A 19,398-nucleotide genomic window follows, 5' to 3' on the forward strand; every position below is an offset into this window, starting at 1 on the left:
GAAGGATATTTTTTTACTTTTGGCGCTACGCCATATAGCAGATACGGCTTAGAACAAAACGATGTTTCTCAATCGCCTTTTACACTATGGAAAATGAATGATTGTGTTTGTGGTGTTGCTACAGTGAATGTCCAATCACCATACACGGTTATGTTTACAAACCCAGCTTGCTGTAACGCCTGTTCAATCACTTGTTTTGTTCGAAATTTTAATCGGCTTTTTTCTTGCGCAATCACTTCACCCGTACGCTGCCTTTTCACAGTTTCAATATAGGTCAACACATCCCCGTTCGTCCCTTCATAATGTGTCCAAATATCAAGTGGCTCCCCACTAACTTCATCAACTGCGGAATCTGGCGTTGTATCTTGCATCCATTGCTCCCACACTTTCGCAAGTGGGTTACGCGTATCAAAAATAAAATGTCCACCTGGCTTTAACGCGCGAAAAACATCCGCAACGACGTCATGCCAACTTTCTTCGGTTACAAATACTTGGGCGACATTCGCTGTCATCACAACTGCATCATATGTATTCGTTCGGAGCTGACGGCTATCACCAACAATCCATGTAATTGGCTGTGCCGCTACTTTCTTTTTGGCATATGCAATTGCGCCTTCATGTGGGTCAATTGCGGTAATGTGATAGCCGTCTTCGGCAAATGCCAATGTTAGACGCCCTGTACCACAGCCAACATCGGCAAGTGTTTTCACTTCAAGCTGCTGCAATAATTGGCGAAAAAAGTTTTTATCTCGTTCGTAGAGATTAATTTGGTCATATACAAGCGGAATCATCAACATCCCTACTTTCTAAAATCGTCTTGCTTATTCAGTTCGACATGACATGCATAAAGTCCTTGTTACAGATATTTCATACGTACGAAAAAACCTTCAGCTATCTATACTGAAGGTTTTTGTATGCTCTTTTTATATCGTCTTATATGTTCAGCCTAAGTTCTCCGAAACATTTAGCTCTGTTGCTGTACATACTTTGTTTCGTCCATTATGCTTCGCACTATATAAAGCTGCATCTGCTGCCACAATAATCCCTTTTGCATCACAGATTTCAATCGCCTGTGCTACACCAACACTTACAGTGACAACACCGTACACTTCGCTTTTTCGATGCGGCATCCGCTCATTTTCAATGGACTCGCGTAAAAAATGCGCTAAAACATAGGCTTCTTTGAGTGTTTTATTTGGCACAATGACTGCAAACTCTTCACCGCCATACCGTGCGACCATGCCGTCCTCCCCAACACAAATGGTCGCAATATGAGCAATTTTTTTCAACACTTCATCCCCATCTGCATGTCCATAATAATCGTTATACTGCTTAAAAAAATCAATATCGAATAAAATTAATGAACATAATTCGTGATGAATCTTCACTTTGCGTAAATGTGTGGCTAACTGTTAGTCAAAATAACGACGATTTGCAATATTCGTCAAGCCGTCTCGCACCGTTAACAATTCGAGCTGATGGTTTTTTTCGCGTAACTCTCGCGTCCGCTCCTCTACCGTTTCTTCAAGCCCTTGATTAATTGCTGTTAATGCTAAATTATAGGTTTCCGACTCTCGGTATTTTTTCGTATGCTCAAAATTCAACATCACTAAAGAGCCAAATGAAAAGAACATAAAACCATAAATTGAATAATAATTTGTATTAATAAACCCTTGAATATAAAACATATCTTGAATAAATGGTATAAAGAATGCCAAATTCGTTAGCACAATTGCTCGTGCATACGGCTGCTTGTCTCGCAGTAAACGATAGCTCATATACGCCACATGTAAGGCGAAAAAAATAATCAACACACTTGCAATATTAAATAAAATAACAATGCTCGATACAGGTAAGAAGATGCATAACACAAGCAAAATGCCCAATGATACAAATGAATAGAATGGAATTTGCTGGTTATAATAATTTTTATACGCAACTGAAATGTATTTATTGTAAAAAGCAAAGGCTAAAAAGACGATTAATAATTCTAATTTCGTCATCCATTCCCAGCTTAAATTCGGGAAAATATCCATAATTAAATGGTCCTTTGAGAACACATACCATAAAATTAAAAATAATCCGATAAGACCAACCCATAAATAGGATGTTTCTTGCCGTCTAAAATAATAAAGGCTGAACATATTAATGACCATAAATAAAAAGCAGCCTAAAATAAAATGTTCTCGTTTTTTTTCGCTTTGATAATATTTAATCATGCTATCACTCGGACCAACAAGAATTGCGCGTTCTGCCCCTCCAACCATATTGGAGAAATTCGCCACTTGTAACGCCACGACGATTTCTGTTGCTAGCACGGTAAATTGATGTAATTTCACTTGTTGCTGTGGTGAAAAGCCTTTTTCTGTCTTGCTAATCTCGCCCATACGTACTTGCTCAACACCGTTGAAATAAAGCGTATACGCCGTCGCAGCATATGGTATATAGAGCGTATACAGTTCACCAATTAACGCTTCATCAAATTGCAATCTCGTTACATACGTACCATAGCCATTTTTGTCACCAAAAAAAATTTCCCCAACGATGTGGTATCGTTACCTGTTCATGCGCGATGGTGTCGCGATCCTCAACTACAAACGCATCGTTGTAAAAGTTCCAGTGGTGTAATGTTGTATTTGTTGGCGTATCATTAATTGTCGTCGCATTAGTAGGTGTCACACCGAAGAAGAAGATACTAATGAAGCATATACATATATAAATTCTTCTCATGTAAGACCCTCCTTTTACTTGCTGTCTATTATATTACATGTATATTGTTACCCGCTTCCTAATAAGGTAAAATGTTTGAACTATACACTTAACAAAAGTATCGATTAACTCACTCTACATAAACGTTTTTTCATCTTTTTAGTAATTTATTTAAAAAAACTTTAGTCCTACTCATTGTATAAAAACATCATTTATTTCCTGTTCATTTAACAGTTCATATCCTATAGGGGTTTTTTGTAACAATATACACGTTGACAACGTTTATCTAGAAAGGAGGTATCGGTATGATGAAAAACTATCTTTATGTAGTAGCTGTTATGCTTATTGTCCTTGCTGGTTGCGGAGATGCAGCATCGAACAAGGAAACGACGCATATGACGCGGCAAGTAGACGATTTTGACATTGATGTTATCGTGGAGGAGAGCCCGACTGCCTACGCGACCATTACGTATACAGGTGAGGACGAGACACAAAACATCGAGCATGGTGGAAGCATTTTTTTGTTCAATCTTTACGATGAACACGGCAAACGTGAATATGTAGACGCGATGACCGAACAATTAGTAACAACAACGCTCGAACAAAATAAAGCACTTCGCGTTGATTTTACACAACTATCCAATTTAGAACTTAAAAAAGGGCGCTATACACTAGAAGTAATTGCTGATTTTTGGTTACCGGTAGAATCTTTAGAAACCATCGATAGACCGATTACTATGGATATATTCATTGATATTCCATAAACAACAATAAGCGCATCCTCAGCGATCATGTGCGGATGCGCTTATTGTTCATTTCGACCAAAAAACACCCTGTGAGGAAATTCCTCACAGGGTGCACTATTTCGCTTATTTTTTCCAACCAAATGATGGATTTTCAAATTGCTTACGGCGTACTTCATGCTCTTTTTGTGCTTCATCGAATGCATCTAGCTTCGCATGCCAGAATACGATGTCATGCATAAATAACTCTGTTGCTAATGCATAAAGCGTTGGTGTTGCTTCACGTACAAATTCAACATCTTCCGCTGATAAGTCATGCTCGTGGAAGAATAATACACTGTTCCAGAACGCTACTAAACCAGTTGTAAATGTGAATGGCTCACCTTTACGAGATAGTACTGTTTCAACAAATGCTTCAACCATTGGTAAGTTTCCATATGTTGTCACCATTTGTTCTAATGGCTGCATGAAACGTTGTACGAATGCAGCAACTTGCTTCACCGCTTGTGGGCTTTGTTGTGCTGCTAATGTATTTAATACTTCATGCGTTAAGCTAAAGCCTTTAAATACTTGCTCTTGCTGTGGCGAGTAGTTATAGCTCCATACGAATTGACGACCTTTATAATTTGCATATGTCGCTAATTTTTTTGGTGCATATACTGTTTTATTTGATACTAAAATATAATCTGCACCTAATGCACGCTCTACAGATACATTATCCCAATCTTGGAAGCCAGCAATGATTAAGCTCACTTTACGTGCTTCAGCAGATTGTTCTGCAATAATCTCTTGTAATGTTTCAATGTTAATCATACCGAAGTCGCTGCATGTTAAGCTATCTTCTACTAATAATGGTACATACACGTCTTTTGCATTGTGAATTTGGGCGATTAAGCTGCGTAATGCATCCTCTTCCCACTCACCCTCATCGCTTAACGGGTTGTTCAGTAATAATGCTTGTGCAAACGTATCATCTGTATCCACTGCCACAAAACCAGTTTGTGCTGTTAACGCTGTCGGGAATTCCGTTGTTGCTTGTAACGCCACAATATAATGACCTTCTGCTACATCTGCAAATGTTACTGTTTGACCAGCCACTGCTTGTGTCGCCACATGTGTCGCTGTTACCGCGTTAAATAAGTGCGCGAATTCACCGTGTACATTTTCAGAAAGTGCAACCGTTACTGTATTTGCAGCTGCTGTTACGTCTTCAATTGTATAAGCAGGGTGCACAGTTACAAGTGGTGCATTTAACTGTAAAGCATCAATACGAATGTGTAATGCACGTACATTTTGCGTATTTGTCGCATCTGCAAATTGCACTAATGGTAACACTTCTGGATGCGTCGCGTGTACAGTGACAGCTACTTCATTTACAGCACCGTCTTGTAATGTTTCATAGACAACCACTTCAACTGTATCCACTTGTGTTAAGCCATGTACATGGTCAATATCAATCACAACTGCAGCTTTTTCTAAGTTAAAGTCATTTGCGTTTGTCACAAGACCAATTGGTGATGCCGTTACGCCTTCTACAACTGTTACTGCTGCTTGCTGTGGATAGTATGTGAAATGTAACTTTTCTTTTGTACGTGGCATTGTTAACGTTACGTTTAGTTTTTGGAACGCTTCTGTTAATGTTACCGTGTTTTTCACCGCTGATTGTACATATGTGCGTACATTTGTTGGCACTAATTTATAGCCAAGCTCTGTTTCAAACGTTACAACATTGTCTTGTTGTTCGATTGAAACAACAGTACTTGGTACGTATACAAATGTTACCGCTGCATCTTTGCCGAATGTGCTTGCCATTTTTAATGTGTAGTGCCCAGGTTTTTCCGTCATAAACGTCGTAAAGCTTTCTGGGAACGTTAATTCATTATGACCTAGCTCATTTTCAACAAATGTCGCTTCATGTAAATTTACAACGACTGCTTCTTCACTCTGTAAATGCGTTAATGTTAATGTCCATTGTTTCGCTTGTGATAATGTCGCCATTGTTTTCTTGCCAACAACGATTGAGAATTCACCATTATAGACTGGTACTGACGCAACAACTGCTTGTTGCTTTTGACCTTTTAATAGGAATTGACGCGCTGTTGCGTATACAACGATGCGTTTGTCGCCTGTGTTGTATGCGAAAGCTTTATTTACATGTACATCCGCTGCTGTATAACCAGCAAATTCACCCGATAATGCTGTTGTCATAACATCAATACCGTCAATTGCTGTGAATTTTTGATGTTTTTTTGCAAATACAGCGATAAATTGTTTGGCGCTAAACTCTTGCGCTTGAATTTGAGCAGCTGTCGTTGCATCAAATACCATAAATTCTTCTGTTGCTAAGAACCATTGCCCTTGTACAACGCCATCTACTGTAATCGTAACATTGTATGTGCTCTTTGGTGCTACGGCAATACGACCTGCATTTTTTTCAACAGCAAAGTCTGTTTCACCGTTTTCAAAGGCAAAGCGTGTCGCACTCACATGTTGCTCACCATATGTGCTTTCAATCGTCCAAATTACTTCTTCCACTTGGCGACGGAATGTTTGTGTCGGTAATTGTAAATATACCGCGCCATCCGTTACACTGTAGCGTAATGTTGGGCGTTCTACTGCCATTTTGATAATTTCTTGTACTTTACGTGGCACTTTAATAACAACTTCGTCAAAGCCTTCTAGCATATGCTGTGGTAACACACCTGCAAAGTTTTCAGCGAATGGACGGTTTTGTGTTTTCCATACCGCTAATGCACGCGCAAGTACATCTGTCACAATCATGTCTGATTGTTTCACGTAGTCTTTTAATGCACGAATTAAGCCGTGGCTCTTCACTGGCATATTTTTCGCATCGTGTTGCATCATTGTTTGAATATCTTCAGCGCTATAGCCATTGTCAATCGCTGGCTGTAAAATGCGCGTAATAAATGTTTTCACTTGTGCGCGTGGTACTGTCGTATGTCCTAAAATAGCCGTTACATATTGTTGGACACCTTGTACTTTAAATGTCGCAAAACCTTCAGCCGTTAATGCGTTCATATACGCGTCACGCCACATTGTATCTTCGGCTAACGCCAATTTGTCACTTACAGTTGCCCAGAAGTTTGCGTCATATTCATTTACTGCTGTCGTTACTGTAAATAGTAACATCGTTTTTGGTGCTGCTTGCCATACCGCATCTACTGCTGTTTGGTGAGCATTATGATCAATCTCGTGTTTAACCAGTTCCAGAACGCTGTCGTAGTCACCTTCGTCCATCGTTACTTCGCTAATAATTGCAACGCCTTGAAATTGTTCTGCTACCTTCTCTTCCATTTGTTGCAACTGCTCAACTACTGTTAAGCTATTATTTTCTTCATGCATTCCATAGAACCTCCTAACAACCTATATCTTTTTAATTCTACTATACATTTTGCAAAATGACATTTACTAACTTGAAAAAAAGCTGAAATAATCGCGTTTTTTTCGAAAATACGTGAAAACCGCCTTAGAATCGTACCATATTTTTGAAAGTTATGCTGAACATCACTGAATTGTAATTTTTGTAAATGTTTTGTAAATTCAAACTTGTAATTCATAGATAATATAAATTTCATGTTAAAGTATGAAGGAAGAATAATGATGAGGTGAATTTATGCAATTTGTACTTGATTTTCAGTCAGAAACGCCATTTTTACAGGCGCAATTTAACACTGTTTTAGCACCATTGCTTGACCAACATCACGAAATTTTTATTCCAGACCCTTTACTCGATATCTTTTTACCGCAAGACGTTAAACGCCATCACCTAATTGATGAATGGCGTGTCCACTATCCACTTGGCTATACTGCACATGGACATATTATCTTGCATTTACATAAACGCCAATGTACAGCCTATATGATCCCGTTTGCCTTTGACTACTGGGAAGCACTTCGCCATATCGGCATTTTAACAAATTTCGTATTACTACATGACCGTCAGCATTCGTTACAAACACTTGCTATCGAAAGCGGGTATATTGGACAAAACGAACTTATCGCTGCTACATCCCATTGGCAATTAACAGATGATACACTCATTCCCACAATCGCCAAAATGAGTGAGCGCTATTACATGCGTGACCAACGTCCTTTACAACAGACGTGACATATAATATTCATTTACAAACTGTCCGTCAATCAATAACGAATCACGTTTGACACCTTCTTCGGTGAAGCCCATTTTTTTATATAAATGCTTGGCGCCATCGTTGTGGACAATAACCGTTAGTTCTAAACGTCGAATTTGTTTCGCATACGCCCACGTAAACGCCGATTCAAATAACGCCGTTCCTACGCCTTTCCCTCGGTGCTCACTATGCACACCGATGACGATAGATGCTCGGTGCTTTGTTCTTTCCATTGTTTCTTGTTGTACAAGTAAATACCCAATAATGGTACTTTGTTGGGTTGCGACAAACATGACTTGATGTTCCGCTTGCTCTAATCGCGCAATCCATGCTGTCGCTTGAGGAACCGTTAAACGGCGTTCATCAGGATTCGCTAGCATAAAACCTGAGCGTTCAGCATCGACCATCGCTTCTACTAATGAAGCGGCGTCTTGTTGTTGTGCTCGACGTATAATTAACATGAACTCATCTCCTTCTTGGCAAAAAAACTTATTTTATTATACCAAACACACGACAATGTTTCTTAAATTTTCGAAATAGCGCTTCTTTTAGGTAAATTACATTTAGAACAATGCGAATATAAGCTTTGACTTCAGTTGGACTAGCAATGTTTTTCTGCGCCGACGTACCACAGGAACATGAGCTTTTAACAGCACAAAAATATCCTTCAGCCGTTGTCGTTGCTGAAGGATATTTCTTTTTGTCGCACGCTCTTTGTTCAATATCGAGAAGCATTTTGTACTAGACGCATTGGCGACATTACATATGTTTCTAAATTTGTAATTAGTATCGTCAGTTTTATTTATTCATTTGCTACTTGTGCTCGTTGCTGTAAATCAGGCAATGACAATAAACATAGAATCAACGCGCCACATAATTCCGCTGTTAACGGTACAGTAACAGAGGTCATCCACTCATCTACAGCATAAAGTGGCAACCAACTAACAAATAAATCAACAATGATAAGCATCGCTAAAAAGCCTGGTGGTTGTACGGTTGCAGCGACATCCATACATAAATGGAATAAAAAATCGCAGACTAAGCCTACTAAAAAACTCCCGATAAAAAAAACAACACACTCCATAAAGATGTATAATGGCCTCTAAATATATACATCAGTGCCATACAGACAAAAAAGCCAATGCCAATAAACATGCCGATACCTGCCATTACTACGCAGGCGACCGTTATAAACTGTTTGTCTGCTTTCATCATTATTCGCGCCCTTTTTTTATTCAATTATCATAATGAACCTTCATTATAACGCTTTTTTTTAACGATTTCCGCCAGAATTCCCCTTCTTCAAGGAGTGATACGGGGGTAGCCCAATGAGTAGGGATGGGATGAATGGCGGTTGGCGTTAGCCAAAAGTCTTTTTATTTGCCCACTTTTTCATTCAGTCGTATATCGAATATAGGGTTGATATAAATGGATTTAGATACAAATAATCATTCGGTGTTCAAATTGAACTACCACCTTATTTTAGTTGTAAAATACCGAAAAAAAGTGATTGACGATGCGATTTCGAACCGCTTAAAACAAATTTTTGAAGATATTTGCTTAAACTATCATATTACGCTAAAAGAATGGAATCATGATATAGACCATGTACATGTGCTGCTTACTGCTAAGCCGAATACAGAACTCTCTAAATTTATTAATGCGTATAAAAGCGCGAGTTCTCGCAGGATTAAAAATGAGTTTCCGAACATGAGACAACAGTTATGGAAACAATATTTTTGGTCACAAAGTTATTGTCTATTAACTGTTGGCGGGGCGCCACTAGAAGTAGTAAAAAAGTATATTGAATCACAAGGACAAAAGGAGGTCAGATAAGCATGTTAAAAGCATATAAATATCGAATGTATCCAAACAACGAACAGAAAGTATTTTTTGCGAAAACATTTGGCTGTGTACGCTTTATCTATAACAGAATGTTAGCTGACCGCATTCAAAACTACAAAGAGCATCAAGAAAATCCGAATGTTAAACTGATTCGACCAACACCTGCACAATATAAAAGTGAATTTGAATGGCTACGTGAAGTGGATTCACTTGCACTTGCGAACGCACAACAAGACTTACAAGCGGCTTATCGCAACTTTTTCAGAGAGCCATCTATCGGTTTTCCAAAGTTCAAAAGCAGGCACATGAATCGTTGTAGTTACAAAACGAATAATCAAAAAGGGCCAGTTTCCATTGAAAATGGTTACTTGAAATTGCCGAAATTAAAATCGCTTGTGCGCATTAAATTGCACCGTCAATTTAGTGGATTGATTAAGTCTGTGACCATTTCCAAAACACCAACCAATAAATATTATGCTTCAATTTTAGTGGAAGAAAACGAACAACTTTTCCCGAAACTCGAAACACGTGTAGGTATTGACGTTGGCTTAAAAGAATTTGCGATTTTATCAAATGGGAAACGTTACGACAATCCGAAATGGTTTCGACGTGCCGAAAAGCGTTTACGTTTTTTACAAAAAGCCCTTTCTCGCAAAATCCGAGGTTCTGCTAACTATCAAAAAGCACGCTTGAAGGTCGCAAAATTACATGAGCGTATTGCCAATATGCGCAATGATTTCTTGCACAAATTAAGTCACAACATTACGAACGAAAACCAAGTGATCGTAATGGAGGACTTACGTGTAAAAAATATGCTCAAAAACCGCAAACTTGCAAAAGCGATTAGCGAAATGAGTTGGGCGCAATTCCGCACATATATTGAATATAAAGCCGCATGGAAAGGTCGTGATGTCATCATCGCACCATCTAACTATGCAAGTAGTCAATTATGTTCTACGTGTGGCTACAAAAATAGCGAAGTAAAAAACGTATCGTTACGTGAATGGACATGCCCTTCTTGTCATGCAACGTGGGACAGAGATATGAACGCTGCACGTAATCTTGTCAAACTAGCCAACTAAGCTGGACCTTATTTAGGGGTTGGAACGACCCTCGTAGCCTGATAAATATAGATAGCTAGTAAAAGTATCTACTTCTCAGGAAGCCCCTTCTTCAATCAGACTGTAAGGTCGATAAGGAGGGGTAGTTCACTTGTGTATATCCAATAAGTAGGAGCATCGATGAAAATAACGTATAATCAATAGGACTACACGATAGATAGGTGATGTAAATGAAAAGATTTTTTGTAACAACAATTGCTTTAACCGCTCTTCTTAGCGCTTGCAGCGATGAGGATGTCAACAATGAAGTACAACAAAATACTGTAAAAGTAGATGTAGCAGAAGCACCTCCTCTTGATACAAACACTGCCGCTGTACTCGAAACGGCTGAACAACAATTGCTACCACAAATTGCATCGCTTTTACAGCTACCTGAAGCGGATATTTTATTTACAATAGATGCAAATACAGAAGGGACCATACCTGCTATTCTCACAACGCTTCGTGTCCCAGCGACCGCTACTATAGAGACGCCGATTATCGAACGTATCGTCACTTTATTAATGACGGAACTTTCAACAATTGAAAATACAGATATGAATGAAAAAAATATTTATATTATGAACACGAATGGCGATGTCCTGCATTAACATGACATGCCAAAAGAAGCAGCTCCTTCTTTACAAGGAAGCTGCTTCTTTTTATATTATGTCTCCCTATCCCCCATAACTACTACTATGTATGTATATCATCTATTTCGCTTTTTGCCATCGCAAGAGAAAAGGCCCGCTCATGGCGGACCAGAGAAACCCTTATGCTATTCGCAATAAGAAAACTTTCTATCTTTCTAACCAACACCGTCATCATATTACAAAGTAACAAAACTTTCAAAAGCTTTGCTCATGATTCTCAAATTTTTTTAAGCAATCTTAACCACCCTCACAGAATATTCTGTATATAAAGCACCTTTGCTCACGTAGCGCTTCTGAACCTATTCTTCTTTCACATGCTCATCTGTTTCCACTAAAATATCATCTAAATCTACGCTCGACACATCTACTTCTGGCAATGGTAATGGCGCTGTTGGACTAGACGGAATCCCGAGTTCCACACTATAAAATTTCTGGTCAATGCGCTGAACACCTCGCTCTTTTTCAGCGATGTTTTCTTCGAATGTTTTGATTGCGGCAATTATCGGTGCGCGTTCTTCTTCTATTAATACCTTCTTTTCAACGAGTGCATTTACTTGTTGTTGCGCTTGACGAATTACGTGCTTTTCCGCTGCTAAATAACGTGTATCGAGTTCAATAAAAATATCCACCATGCCCTCAAATAAGCGCTGCTTCTCACGCTCTTTCGCTTTAATTGATAAATTGGCAGCTGTTGTTTTTACCTTCGATGTCAGCTTCGACAATAAATTAGTACGTGGCTCCGCATTCGCATATTTTTGTCGTAAAGCATTCACTTCACGTTCGGCTTCCTTATAACGATTATACTGCGCATGATATGCAGTGTCTGTCACTTCCATATCAGCACGCGTTATATTAAACTCCGCATACAACGCTTCTTTCAATTGTTTCACATCATATTGCGCTGCCTTTATCTCTCGTTCTATTGCAATGATTTCATCTTTAAATGTCGCATCCAACACGCGATGTTGGTCAATATGCAAATGTAATGTATCAATATCTGTTTGCATTTTAGCGCGCTGATTGACAATGTGCTGCCAATGGGCAATTAAAATATGCATATCTTGTTTTTTTGTAGAGCGCTCCGCAAATACAGCTAATGTCGTTAAAGCGATCCCTAAAAATAACGTTTGTGTATTCGATAATTGCTTCGTTACAGACAAATAAGAAATCCCAAACACATCAAATTTTAAAAAGTGTGGATGCATAAATACAGCGAGTACAGGGTCGAGTGATGTATCTAGCTGCACAGTTGGTAATTGCTGAATAAACAGTGCCATCAGCTCAATTTGTTTCGTAAATTGACCTGGAGCTGCTGCATAAAGTACTTGTGCTACTGTATCTTCATTTAATGTCAGCATGCCTTCTTGTTCATAAGCTGCTGCAAACTTTTCATATTGCTCCCGCTGCTGGCTAGGTGATAATTGGGCAAATTCCTTTTTGTAAAAACGAATCATTTGTTGTACATGTACTTCCAAAATAGCATCTAGTGGTGTATGTGTAATGTCTAGCTGCGCCGCTAATTTATCATGCGCTGTAAATTTTTGATATACCGCTTCAACCATCGCTTGTGCACCTAGTACAATGATTGTTTCATCGGTTAATGCGACTTTTGGCAATTGGAGTTTTTTAGATATCTCTAAAAACAGACCAAGTTGTACTTGTGCATCTGTTACAGCTGTATATGCTTCTACTTCCTTTTGGATTTTTTTATATAAGCGTTGTTCAGTCTTCACAAAACCACTTGCCTTTGAAGCTAATAAGTGACCTGTATGTAATTTACTCACAACGACATACAATGCACGTAAATCATTCCCATTAATTGCTCGAAACCCTTTGGCAACTTTATTTATTTCCATGACTCGTTCCCCCTTATTCATTGCGTGTGCTTTTATTATACCCAACATTGCGAATAGACCGACATAATTCCTCCAACAAATTCGTTGCATCTTGACGAATATTTCGTTACAGTGCTTACAGACAATATCTTTTTGTTCATAAAAAATTGTCGGATAATCTCTAAGGAGTGGTGTAACGTGTTTTTCCTACGCAAATTACAAAATGAACGCACACTGCAACGCATTTATATTGGACATGGACATCCAATTACTCGCTATCGCCAATCAATTGCTTATAGCGAGGCACAAGTAATACAACAACACGAGCGCATTTTAGCGTCGATTGCTGTTCAACTTCCTGAAGCCATTCATCGACATATGTATGGTTTACTTGTAGCCACATCTGAGCGCCTACTCTTTATTACATCATCTCGCCATTACGGCTCATTCTTTGATATTTACCCGTATGATACGATTGAACAGTTGCGTACAAGACGCCTGAAACAGACAGAAATTGTGCTACGTTTTCGCCGCATGGAAAAAGTATTTATTGTGTCGTTTGTCGATGAACGTCTTTCTGAATTTCGTCAAGTGATTCGTGCACAAATGCAACCTTCTTCGTAATGTGCAGTTGTCGAAGCATTTAAAAAATCCATTATTTACGTTATACTAGAGAGGAATGCACGATTTCTTTTATCCTATTTATAAAGGAGACAATGCTAATGTGGCATTATACTAATTCGTTTTTCCACGCATCTTATCATACCGATGATGTCAGTATTGAAAGTAATATTGGTCCTCGTGACATTAAAGATACTGCGTATTTAGTGCATGAGGAATCGATTTTTTCGATGCATGCACATCATTATTCCTTGTACACACAGAAAAAATGTGGGTGTTTTGCGAAAGCAACGAATGTCGTCATTGAAACATACGATGTCGATGAAGCACCAACAAGTGCCCAAATCCATCGCTTTTTCGATCATACGTTAACGTTTTGTGAGGATGTGCAACAGCTACGCCGATATTGTGCTGCCTGTGCGCAACAATGGAGCTCGTTTGCGTATTATGCTGATACATATTATACAAATGAACAATCACAGTGTGCGATACAATTAACATTTCCACCGTCACTCTTACAACAGGCTACTGCCATTGTTTTAGTACCAACATTACAAGCTTCAACATTTACAGTGTACATACAACAACAAAACTGCGCATGTATGAAAGAAGTTGGAAAACTATCCATTTCGCTATCTTCAACAGCAGCCATTACAACATATATATCGCAAACATTTCAACTCACGGTTTTACCTGCTACGACACCACGTAAACAGCGCTGCCAAACATGCCAACCTGCTCCGTCTACATGGACGCCTTCACATGTGCGGTACGGTCATTATGAAAAGTGGACAAATGTGGGTATTATGTATAGTACATACATGACAGCAAAGGTTGCGCCAACTGCCTTTTATGCACTGGATGCTCACCTTTTTATCCTAACACGTAAAAAGCGCTGTTGTGACTGTGCAAAAGAACTCGTACAGTTTGAAAGTAATGACCCGCTAACACCAGAACAATTTGTACAGTTTTTACAACAAGAATTTAATTTTGCCATTCCATATAAACAGCAAGCTATCGTAACAAGTTGTGCTATTTGTAAAGCGCTCGGCAGTGAACAAGTATTACCGTGATCTATGAACATACAAAAAAAAGCTCCAGTGAATCGTACATTCACTGGAGCTTTGTTCAATTTAGAGAAAGGTTTTGTCTCATCTCTTTTTTACCGGCTAAGCTATTTACTCGCCCTCGTCTATACTAAATATGACCGTTTAGTCGTTCACGATAAATGAAATATATTGTTGTTGTTTCAATAAACTCGTTTCGCCGCGCAACCATTCATCAACGACGACATAATAAGCAGTATTAAGTTGATACGGTTGCGTTGGTGAAATAAGAAGTTTTGTACCTTCCACAGCAATCGTTACATCATGAGGTTGGCCAAATTGATTCACGACATACACATCGCCTTCACGGAAATTATTGGCTAGCGCTTCCGTAAATGTGATACGCCACTCTTTCATTGTGTCGGTCGTTATCAATGGCTCTTTCGTGTAAGCTTGTCCATTAGCGATTGTTTCTTGAAAGGCATCATAGTCCTTTTTTGCGGCTTCAATGTCCTCTACTTTCGACACGACATCGGCCTCTAACGAATATACCGTTGAAACGGTTGGGTACATCGCTAAAATTTCTGTTGCTTGCTTATTAAAATTACTATGAAAGATATTTTGTAACGCCGTCACTTTATTAAAGAATAGCGTGTACGTATCATCCAGCTCCGCCATATATGCTTTAATTTGTTCTGTCATAGCACTAATTTTTTTGAGTGTATACATATCTTCTGTTGTCGCTGCATGTGCCGTTAGCTCATTTAATGTTGTAACATATTGGCGATACGGACGCCCTTCTGTCATCGTCACTTCCGCTTCGGTAATCGTAAAGATTGCTTTATAACGTGTGCGTAAATCCGTTAACACTTTTTCTGTATGATTAAGATCCTGAATACGCGCGTCCATTTTTTTAAACAGTGCCGCATAATTATCCGTTAACGCTTTTACATTCGCACGCTTTAAAAACGCTTCGATGTCCGTTTTAATCGTTTGAATTTCTTTCACCGATAAATTTGTATAAATATTACCTTTTGTATCACTCACCTTCGTTACAGAAGGTGTAATGCGTTGGCGATAATATGTATATTTAATATCGTCTACATCAACAAACGTAAATACATGTGGCGCAGCAACTGCGGCATCTACAACTGCATTGATGTAACGCTTTAAAATCACTTGTTCTTCTGTGTTTTGTGGCTGCACGAAGAAATCACCTTTCGATTCATTTTGCCCAAAAATGGTTTTATATGCAGCAAGCCCTGCTGTGTAACGACCAATGGATGCATCTAAATGAATACCATCACGTGTTAATTCTGTGCCATATTTGTCGATAATATCATTAGCACGTGCATTTTGAATAGCTGTACCGGATGGAATGATATAATCATACGGTGCGGAAGAAATCGCTTTTTTATATGCTTGTGTAATGGCGTTATACATCGTTAGTTGCGTCTTCGCATACGACGGATATGAATAATAGCTTGTCGCATAGGCCCATGTTGCATTTAAGCCCGTTTTCACACGCGTTGGATTTTTCACCGTTTTCAATACATAATCACGAATATTATTTAAATATGGTTGAAATGTGCTATAGTCACCAGAGTTGGGTGAGTTTTGTTGCATAAAGACAACGTCCCAATCATCGGATTGCAGCACTTGACGCAATGTTTTGCCTCGTTGCTGTGACCATCCTTTTGCCTCGTAACGAACATAACGGTACGACGCTTTATTTTGCTGGATATTGCGCCAATGTCCTTCTAGGCCAATACCACCAATATGCGCCTCGGCGACGACGGCATTTTTACCATTAGATTTGGCAATATTATAAAGATATAACGATGTATCTTCACTAAAAGAATTTCCAATAAATAAAATCTTCACTGGATCGGACGCTGCTGCGGTGCGCTCATTCGTTGTTGCAAATAGCAAAACAACAGCGAAAACCACGACAAACAGAAGCCGATAGTGTCGCATAGAATCACCTCTTATTTAGAATGCATAAAATACTGTAAATCATCAAAACGCGCTTTTGCTAAATCATAGCCCATATCGTAGCTACGCTTTAAAATAAAGCGGTCCTTTTCAAAACTATTTAAGGCATATTGCGGACGGAACACAAACGCATCTCCCGCCTGCTCTAAACGATTAATTTCCGCAATCGTTTCATTATACCGTTCTGCGCGATGTTTCATTTGTTCTGCAAGTTTCGGGTATTTTTTCTCGAATAATTTAATAACCCATTTGCTTGAACGGTCTAACTTTTTTTCATATCCTTCAGGTTGTGTTAAGACGAGCACATGACGGTCGTACTGATCTGCAATAGCACGTTTAATCGGAATCGGCTCACTTAAGCCACCATCGTAATATGGAATGCCATTAAGTTTAATTTCAGGAAATAAAATAGGAATCGCACATGTTGCACGAAGCATCATATTTTGTTCGTCCATATCTTTGGCGTTCATATATTCTACGTTACCTGTATAGGCATTTGTCACCCCAAACAACACTTCACCTTCATGTTGTGTAAATGTTGCCCAATCAAAGTAATCAATTTGGTTGGGAATAATATTATAGGAAAAATCTAATCCAAAATAACTACGGTCTTTTTTTAAAAAATTCCCAACACCAATATAACGTTTATCATTCCGATAATTCGCAATGACCCGAAACGTACGCTCTTTTTGCTTCGAAACATACGAGCACGCAGAAATAGCCCCTGCAGAAATGCCGAGTACATATGGCATATGAAAATCTCTTTCTAAAAAATAGTCCAGTACACCCGCTGTATAAACGGTGCGAAACGTACCACCTTCTAAAATTAAGCTTGGATGCTGTCGCTCCATGTCTCTCATCCTTTCGCCTGTTAAACAGCCATTCATTCTATGTATTGTATAATGTCCATAATTTAAACAATATTTATCATACCATATTTAGCACACAAAAAAAGGGAAATCCTATACGTTTGTAGGACTTCCGCAATTTTTCATACTTTATGCATATAACTTTTTATTCGGTAAAAAGGACATCGCAATACCGCCGATAAAAATAATGGCTGCGACGATATACGCGCTAGTGACTACTAAACCATCCGTATTCGATGCTGCGATACCAATAATTGCCCAAATAAAAACTGCCGTAAATAACGCATCATTTTCACGGTATTGTCCGAGTAGCGCAAGCGCTGCTGCAACGGCCATTAATAGAACGGTTCCAACGGGCTCAGAAATACCTAAACTAATGTCATAATATTTCAATGTGTAACTCATATTCGCAATCGTTGCGACTGAAATCCATCCTAAATAAATCGAAAACGGTAAACGGCCACCAAATCCTGTATGCTGTCCAAACGAACGGTACAGCATAATTAATGTGCCTAATAAGATAAACATCCAAATTTGTGCCAACCAGAAAATTTCATAATGCCATGAAAGCAACCAAGCGATGTTAAATACACAGCTCGCTATGAATAAATAATACGTATTCGCTTGTCCTTGCTCGCCACGGTTTAAATCACGCCATTGGAAAAATACCCATACTGCCAACAATACATAAATAAGTCCCCATATGCTAAACACATACCCAGCAGGTGTAAATAGAACATCGAGCTGATCCGAAATCTCACCTGTTTGTTGTCCGTTAATCGGTAAAATATTTGCCAACGCATTGACCGCTACAACGGCGAGCCATGCTACTACCAATAACCATTTCATGAAATCCCTCCTCGTGATGCAAGTATTTTCTTGTAACACCATTCCCTTCTTTCATACGCACTAATCCCTTTCACGACTGTAATGTTTTTGTACAGGCAACAGTGGTATAGATAAGAACAAACAAAAAAGCCTTCTCATCAAAGAAAGATGAAAAAGCTTTGCGTATATAATAAATAGGGTGTAACGCTGATTACAGACGGCCGTAACCAGTGAAATATTTGCCCCAGTATCCGCTATGGATGCTTGCGATATTTACTTTTTTACCACTTGCAGAAATCATTTTACCACTACCGATATAAATACCGATATGAGAAATGCCCTTTTTGTACGTACCGCTGAAGAATACTAAATCGCCCACTTGTGGATTTTTAACCTTTTTTGATGCGCTGTAGAAACCAGCTGCTGATGTACGTGAAACTTTTTTACCTGATTGTTTTAATACGTAATAAACAAATCCTGAACAGTCAAAACCTGAACGTGGTGAAGAACCGCCAAATACATAACGTGTACCTAAATGACGTTTTGCGTTCGCCACGATATTTGAGCCACTAGCAGACGCTTTTGATGAAGACGACGAAGATGAAGCTTTTGTCGCTTTGCCACCTACTTGTAATTTTTGACCTACATAAATATTTGTCGATTTTAAACCGTTTTGGCTCATAATTGTTTTATATGACACACCGTATTTTGAACCAATTTTCGATAATGTATCACCTGATTTTACTGTATACGTTGCCGCTGAAGCTGCTGTGACACCTGAAAATGCTACCGTTGACCCGATTACGACTGCTGCTACTTTTTTCGTTAATGTATTCATAATTAATTAGTTCCTCACTTTTGTTTGTAGTATATTGCTCTATATAATATTTCGATTGAATGTGTAGTTAACTTGGTGCTGATTCACCAACGAGACTAATCATAACAGCTTTATATTACAATACCTTTACAAAATGATGTAAAATTGCCGAGTTGTATGACATTA

18 protein-coding genes and 1 pseudogene are annotated in these 19,398 nt (G+C 38.8%); 7 read left to right on the forward strand and 12 right to left on the reverse strand.

The features are described 5' to 3' along the window. Positions 1-68: 68 nt before the first annotated feature. The 4 genes and pseudogenes from A6M13_RS13375 to A6M13_RS13390 form a co-directional block, all read right to left on the reverse strand. Positions 69-791, reverse strand: coding sequence for a class I SAM-dependent methyltransferase (locus A6M13_RS13375; protein ID WP_066547344.1), 723 nt, complete (start codon positions 789-791; stop codon positions 69-71). 150 nt (positions 792-941) lie between these two features. Next, positions 942-1,400 (reverse strand): annotated as a pseudogene (locus A6M13_RS13380) (GGDEF domain-containing protein); the annotation flags it as partial. A gap of 12 nt (positions 1,401-1,412) precedes the next feature. Then, positions 1,413-2,489, reverse strand: a complete 1,077-nt coding sequence (locus tag A6M13_RS13385; RefSeq protein WP_066547351.1) for a 7TM-DISM domain-containing protein — start codon at positions 2,487-2,489, stop codon at positions 1,413-1,415. Positions 2,490-2,520: 31 nt separating this feature from the next. Further along, entirely contained in the window at positions 2,521-2,730 is a 210-nt protein-coding gene (locus A6M13_RS13390) for a hypothetical protein (protein WP_066547354.1), read from the reverse strand. A gap of 284 nt (positions 2,731-3,014) precedes the next feature. Between A6M13_RS13390 and A6M13_RS13395 the strand changes: the two genes are divergently transcribed. After that, entirely contained in the window at positions 3,015-3,473 is a 459-nt protein-coding gene (locus A6M13_RS13395; RefSeq protein ID WP_066547356.1) for a hypothetical protein, read from the forward strand. 105 nt (positions 3,474-3,578) lie between these two features. Here the strand turns inward: A6M13_RS13395 and A6M13_RS13400 are convergent, their stop codons facing one another. Then, positions 3,579-6,815 (reverse strand): hypothetical protein, encoded by a 3,237-nt coding sequence (locus A6M13_RS13400; RefSeq protein ID WP_066547358.1) that lies wholly within the window; start codon positions 6,813-6,815, stop codon positions 3,579-3,581. Between the two features lie 271 nt (positions 6,816-7,086). Here A6M13_RS13400 and A6M13_RS13405 point away from each other — a divergent pair, with 271 nt between their 5' ends. Next, a complete protein-coding gene (locus A6M13_RS13405; RefSeq protein WP_066547360.1) occupies positions 7,087-7,581 on the forward strand; it encodes a hypothetical protein in 495 nt (164 codons plus the stop codon). On the opposite strand, the gene A6M13_RS13410 is transcribed toward A6M13_RS13405, so the two are convergent. Together A6M13_RS13410 and A6M13_RS13415 are read right to left on the reverse strand one after the other, a co-directional pair. After that, positions 7,567-8,064, reverse strand: a complete 498-nt coding sequence (locus A6M13_RS13410) for a GNAT family N-acetyltransferase (RefSeq protein WP_066547362.1) — start codon at positions 8,062-8,064, stop codon at positions 7,567-7,569. The genes A6M13_RS13405 and A6M13_RS13410 overlap by 15 nt on opposite strands. A gap of 341 nt (positions 8,065-8,405) precedes the next feature. Next, the gene (locus A6M13_RS13415; RefSeq protein ID WP_066547364.1) at positions 8,406-8,687 is read right to left on the reverse strand and encodes a YrvL family regulatory protein; all 282 of its coding nucleotides are present in this window, start codon (positions 8,685-8,687) and stop codon (positions 8,406-8,408) included. Between the two features lie 344 nt (positions 8,688-9,031). On the opposite strand from A6M13_RS13415, the gene tnpA reads away from it, so the two are divergent. The 3 genes from tnpA to A6M13_RS13430 all read left to right on the forward strand — a co-directional run bounded on the left by tnpA (position 9,032) and on the right by A6M13_RS13430 (position 11,159). Further along, entirely contained in the window at positions 9,032-9,439 is a 408-nt protein-coding gene (gene tnpA / locus A6M13_RS13420; protein ID WP_066547366.1) for an IS200/IS605 family transposase, read from the forward strand. Between the two features lie 2 nt (positions 9,440-9,441). Then, the gene (tnpB, locus tag A6M13_RS13425; RefSeq protein WP_066547368.1) at positions 9,442-10,530 is read left to right on the forward strand and encodes an IS200/IS605 family element RNA-guided endonuclease TnpB; all 1,089 of its coding nucleotides are present in this window, start codon (positions 9,442-9,444) and stop codon (positions 10,528-10,530) included. A gap of 209 nt (positions 10,531-10,739) precedes the next feature. Then, the gene (locus A6M13_RS13430; RefSeq protein ID WP_066547371.1) at positions 10,740-11,159 is read left to right on the forward strand and encodes a hypothetical protein; all 420 of its coding nucleotides are present in this window, start codon (positions 10,740-10,742) and stop codon (positions 11,157-11,159) included. 341 nt (positions 11,160-11,500) lie between these two features. Here the strand turns inward: A6M13_RS13430 and A6M13_RS13435 are convergent, their stop codons facing one another. Further along, positions 11,501-13,057, reverse strand: coding sequence for a hypothetical protein (locus tag A6M13_RS13435; RefSeq protein ID WP_066547374.1), 1,557 nt, complete (start codon positions 13,055-13,057; stop codon positions 11,501-11,503). 177 nt (positions 13,058-13,234) lie between these two features. Between A6M13_RS13435 and A6M13_RS13440 the strand changes: the two genes are divergently transcribed. Both A6M13_RS13440 and A6M13_RS13445 read left to right on the forward strand, forming a co-directional pair. Next, complete coding sequence (locus A6M13_RS13440) at positions 13,235-13,660, forward strand: PH domain-containing protein (protein WP_066547376.1); 426 nt, start codon at positions 13,235-13,237, stop codon at positions 13,658-13,660. A 98-nt stretch (positions 13,661-13,758) separates the two neighbouring features. Further along, positions 13,759-14,730 (forward strand): hypothetical protein, encoded by a 972-nt coding sequence (locus tag A6M13_RS13445; RefSeq protein WP_066547378.1) that lies wholly within the window; start codon positions 13,759-13,761, stop codon positions 14,728-14,730. A 138-nt stretch (positions 14,731-14,868) separates the two neighbouring features. Here A6M13_RS13445 and A6M13_RS13450 read toward each other — a convergent pair whose 3' ends face one another. The 4 genes from A6M13_RS13450 to A6M13_RS13465 form a co-directional block, all read right to left on the reverse strand. Further along, positions 14,869-16,680 (reverse strand): DUF4886 domain-containing protein, encoded by a 1,812-nt coding sequence (locus tag A6M13_RS13450; protein WP_066547385.1) that lies wholly within the window; start codon positions 16,678-16,680, stop codon positions 14,869-14,871. Between the two features lie 11 nt (positions 16,681-16,691). After that, positions 16,692-17,549, reverse strand: a complete 858-nt coding sequence (locus A6M13_RS13455; RefSeq protein WP_066547386.1) for a patatin-like phospholipase family protein — start codon at positions 17,547-17,549, stop codon at positions 16,692-16,694. A gap of 147 nt (positions 17,550-17,696) precedes the next feature. Continuing rightward, positions 17,697-18,416, reverse strand: a complete 720-nt coding sequence (locus A6M13_RS13460; RefSeq protein ID WP_066547387.1) for a TspO/MBR family protein — start codon at positions 18,414-18,416, stop codon at positions 17,697-17,699. Between the two features lie 190 nt (positions 18,417-18,606). Continuing rightward, positions 18,607-19,233, reverse strand: a complete 627-nt coding sequence (locus tag A6M13_RS13465; RefSeq protein WP_066547389.1) for a C40 family peptidase — start codon at positions 19,231-19,233, stop codon at positions 18,607-18,609. Positions 19,234-19,398 lie beyond the last annotated feature (165 nt).

Origin of the sequence: Caryophanon tenue, assembly GCF_001700315.1 — a bacterium.
In the GTDB taxonomy this organism is placed as follows: Bacteria; Bacillota; Bacilli; order Bacillales_A; family Planococcaceae; genus Caryophanon; species Caryophanon tenue.

Bases quoted from the DNA above. Each gene is read 5' to 3' on its own strand.
- A6M13_RS13465 (WP_066547389.1), bottom strand. From the start codon at position 19,233: ATGAATACATTAACGAAAAAAGTAGCAGCAGTCGTAATCGGGTCAACG.
- A6M13_RS13460 (WP_066547387.1), bottom strand. From the start codon at position 18,416: ATGAAATGGTTATTGGTAGTAGCATGGCTCGCCGTTGTAGCGGTCAAT.
- A6M13_RS13390 (WP_066547354.1), bottom strand. From the start codon at position 2,730: ATGAGAAGAATTTATATATGTATATGCTTCATTAGTATCTTCTTCTTC.
- A6M13_RS13435 (WP_066547374.1), bottom strand. From the start codon at position 13,057: ATGGAAATAAATAAAGTTGCCAAAGGGTTTCGAGCAATTAATGGGAAT.
- A6M13_RS13400 (WP_066547358.1), bottom strand. From the start codon at position 6,815: ATGCATGAAGAAAATAATAGCTTAACAGTAGTTGAGCAGTTGCAACAA.
- A6M13_RS13410 (WP_066547362.1), bottom strand. From the start codon at position 8,064: ATGTTAATTATACGTCGAGCACAACAACAAGACGCCGCTTCATTAGTA.
- A6M13_RS13405 (WP_066547360.1), top strand. From the start codon at position 7,087: ATGCAATTTGTACTTGATTTTCAGTCAGAAACGCCATTTTTACAGGCG.
- A6M13_RS13375 (WP_066547344.1), bottom strand. From the start codon at position 791: ATGATTCCGCTTGTATATGACCAAATTAATCTCTACGAACGAGATAAA.
- A6M13_RS13395 (WP_066547356.1), top strand. From the start codon at position 3,015: ATGATGAAAAACTATCTTTATGTAGTAGCTGTTATGCTTATTGTCCTT.
- A6M13_RS13430 (WP_066547371.1), top strand. From the start codon at position 10,740: ATGAAAAGATTTTTTGTAACAACAATTGCTTTAACCGCTCTTCTTAGC.
- A6M13_RS13415 (WP_066547364.1), bottom strand. From the start codon at position 8,687: ATGGAGTGTGTTGTTTTTTTTATCGGGAGTTTTTTAGTAGGCTTAGTC.
- tnpB (WP_066547368.1), top strand. From the start codon at position 9,442: ATGTTAAAAGCATATAAATATCGAATGTATCCAAACAACGAACAGAAA.
- A6M13_RS13455 (WP_066547386.1), bottom strand. From the start codon at position 17,549: ATGGAGCGACAGCATCCAAGCTTAATTTTAGAAGGTGGTACGTTTCGC.
- A6M13_RS13450 (WP_066547385.1), bottom strand. From the start codon at position 16,680: ATGCGACACTATCGGCTTCTGTTTGTCGTGGTTTTCGCTGTTGTTTTG.
- A6M13_RS13445 (WP_066547378.1), top strand. From the start codon at position 13,759: ATGTGGCATTATACTAATTCGTTTTTCCACGCATCTTATCATACCGAT.
- tnpA (WP_066547366.1), top strand. From the start codon at position 9,032: ATGGATTTAGATACAAATAATCATTCGGTGTTCAAATTGAACTACCAC.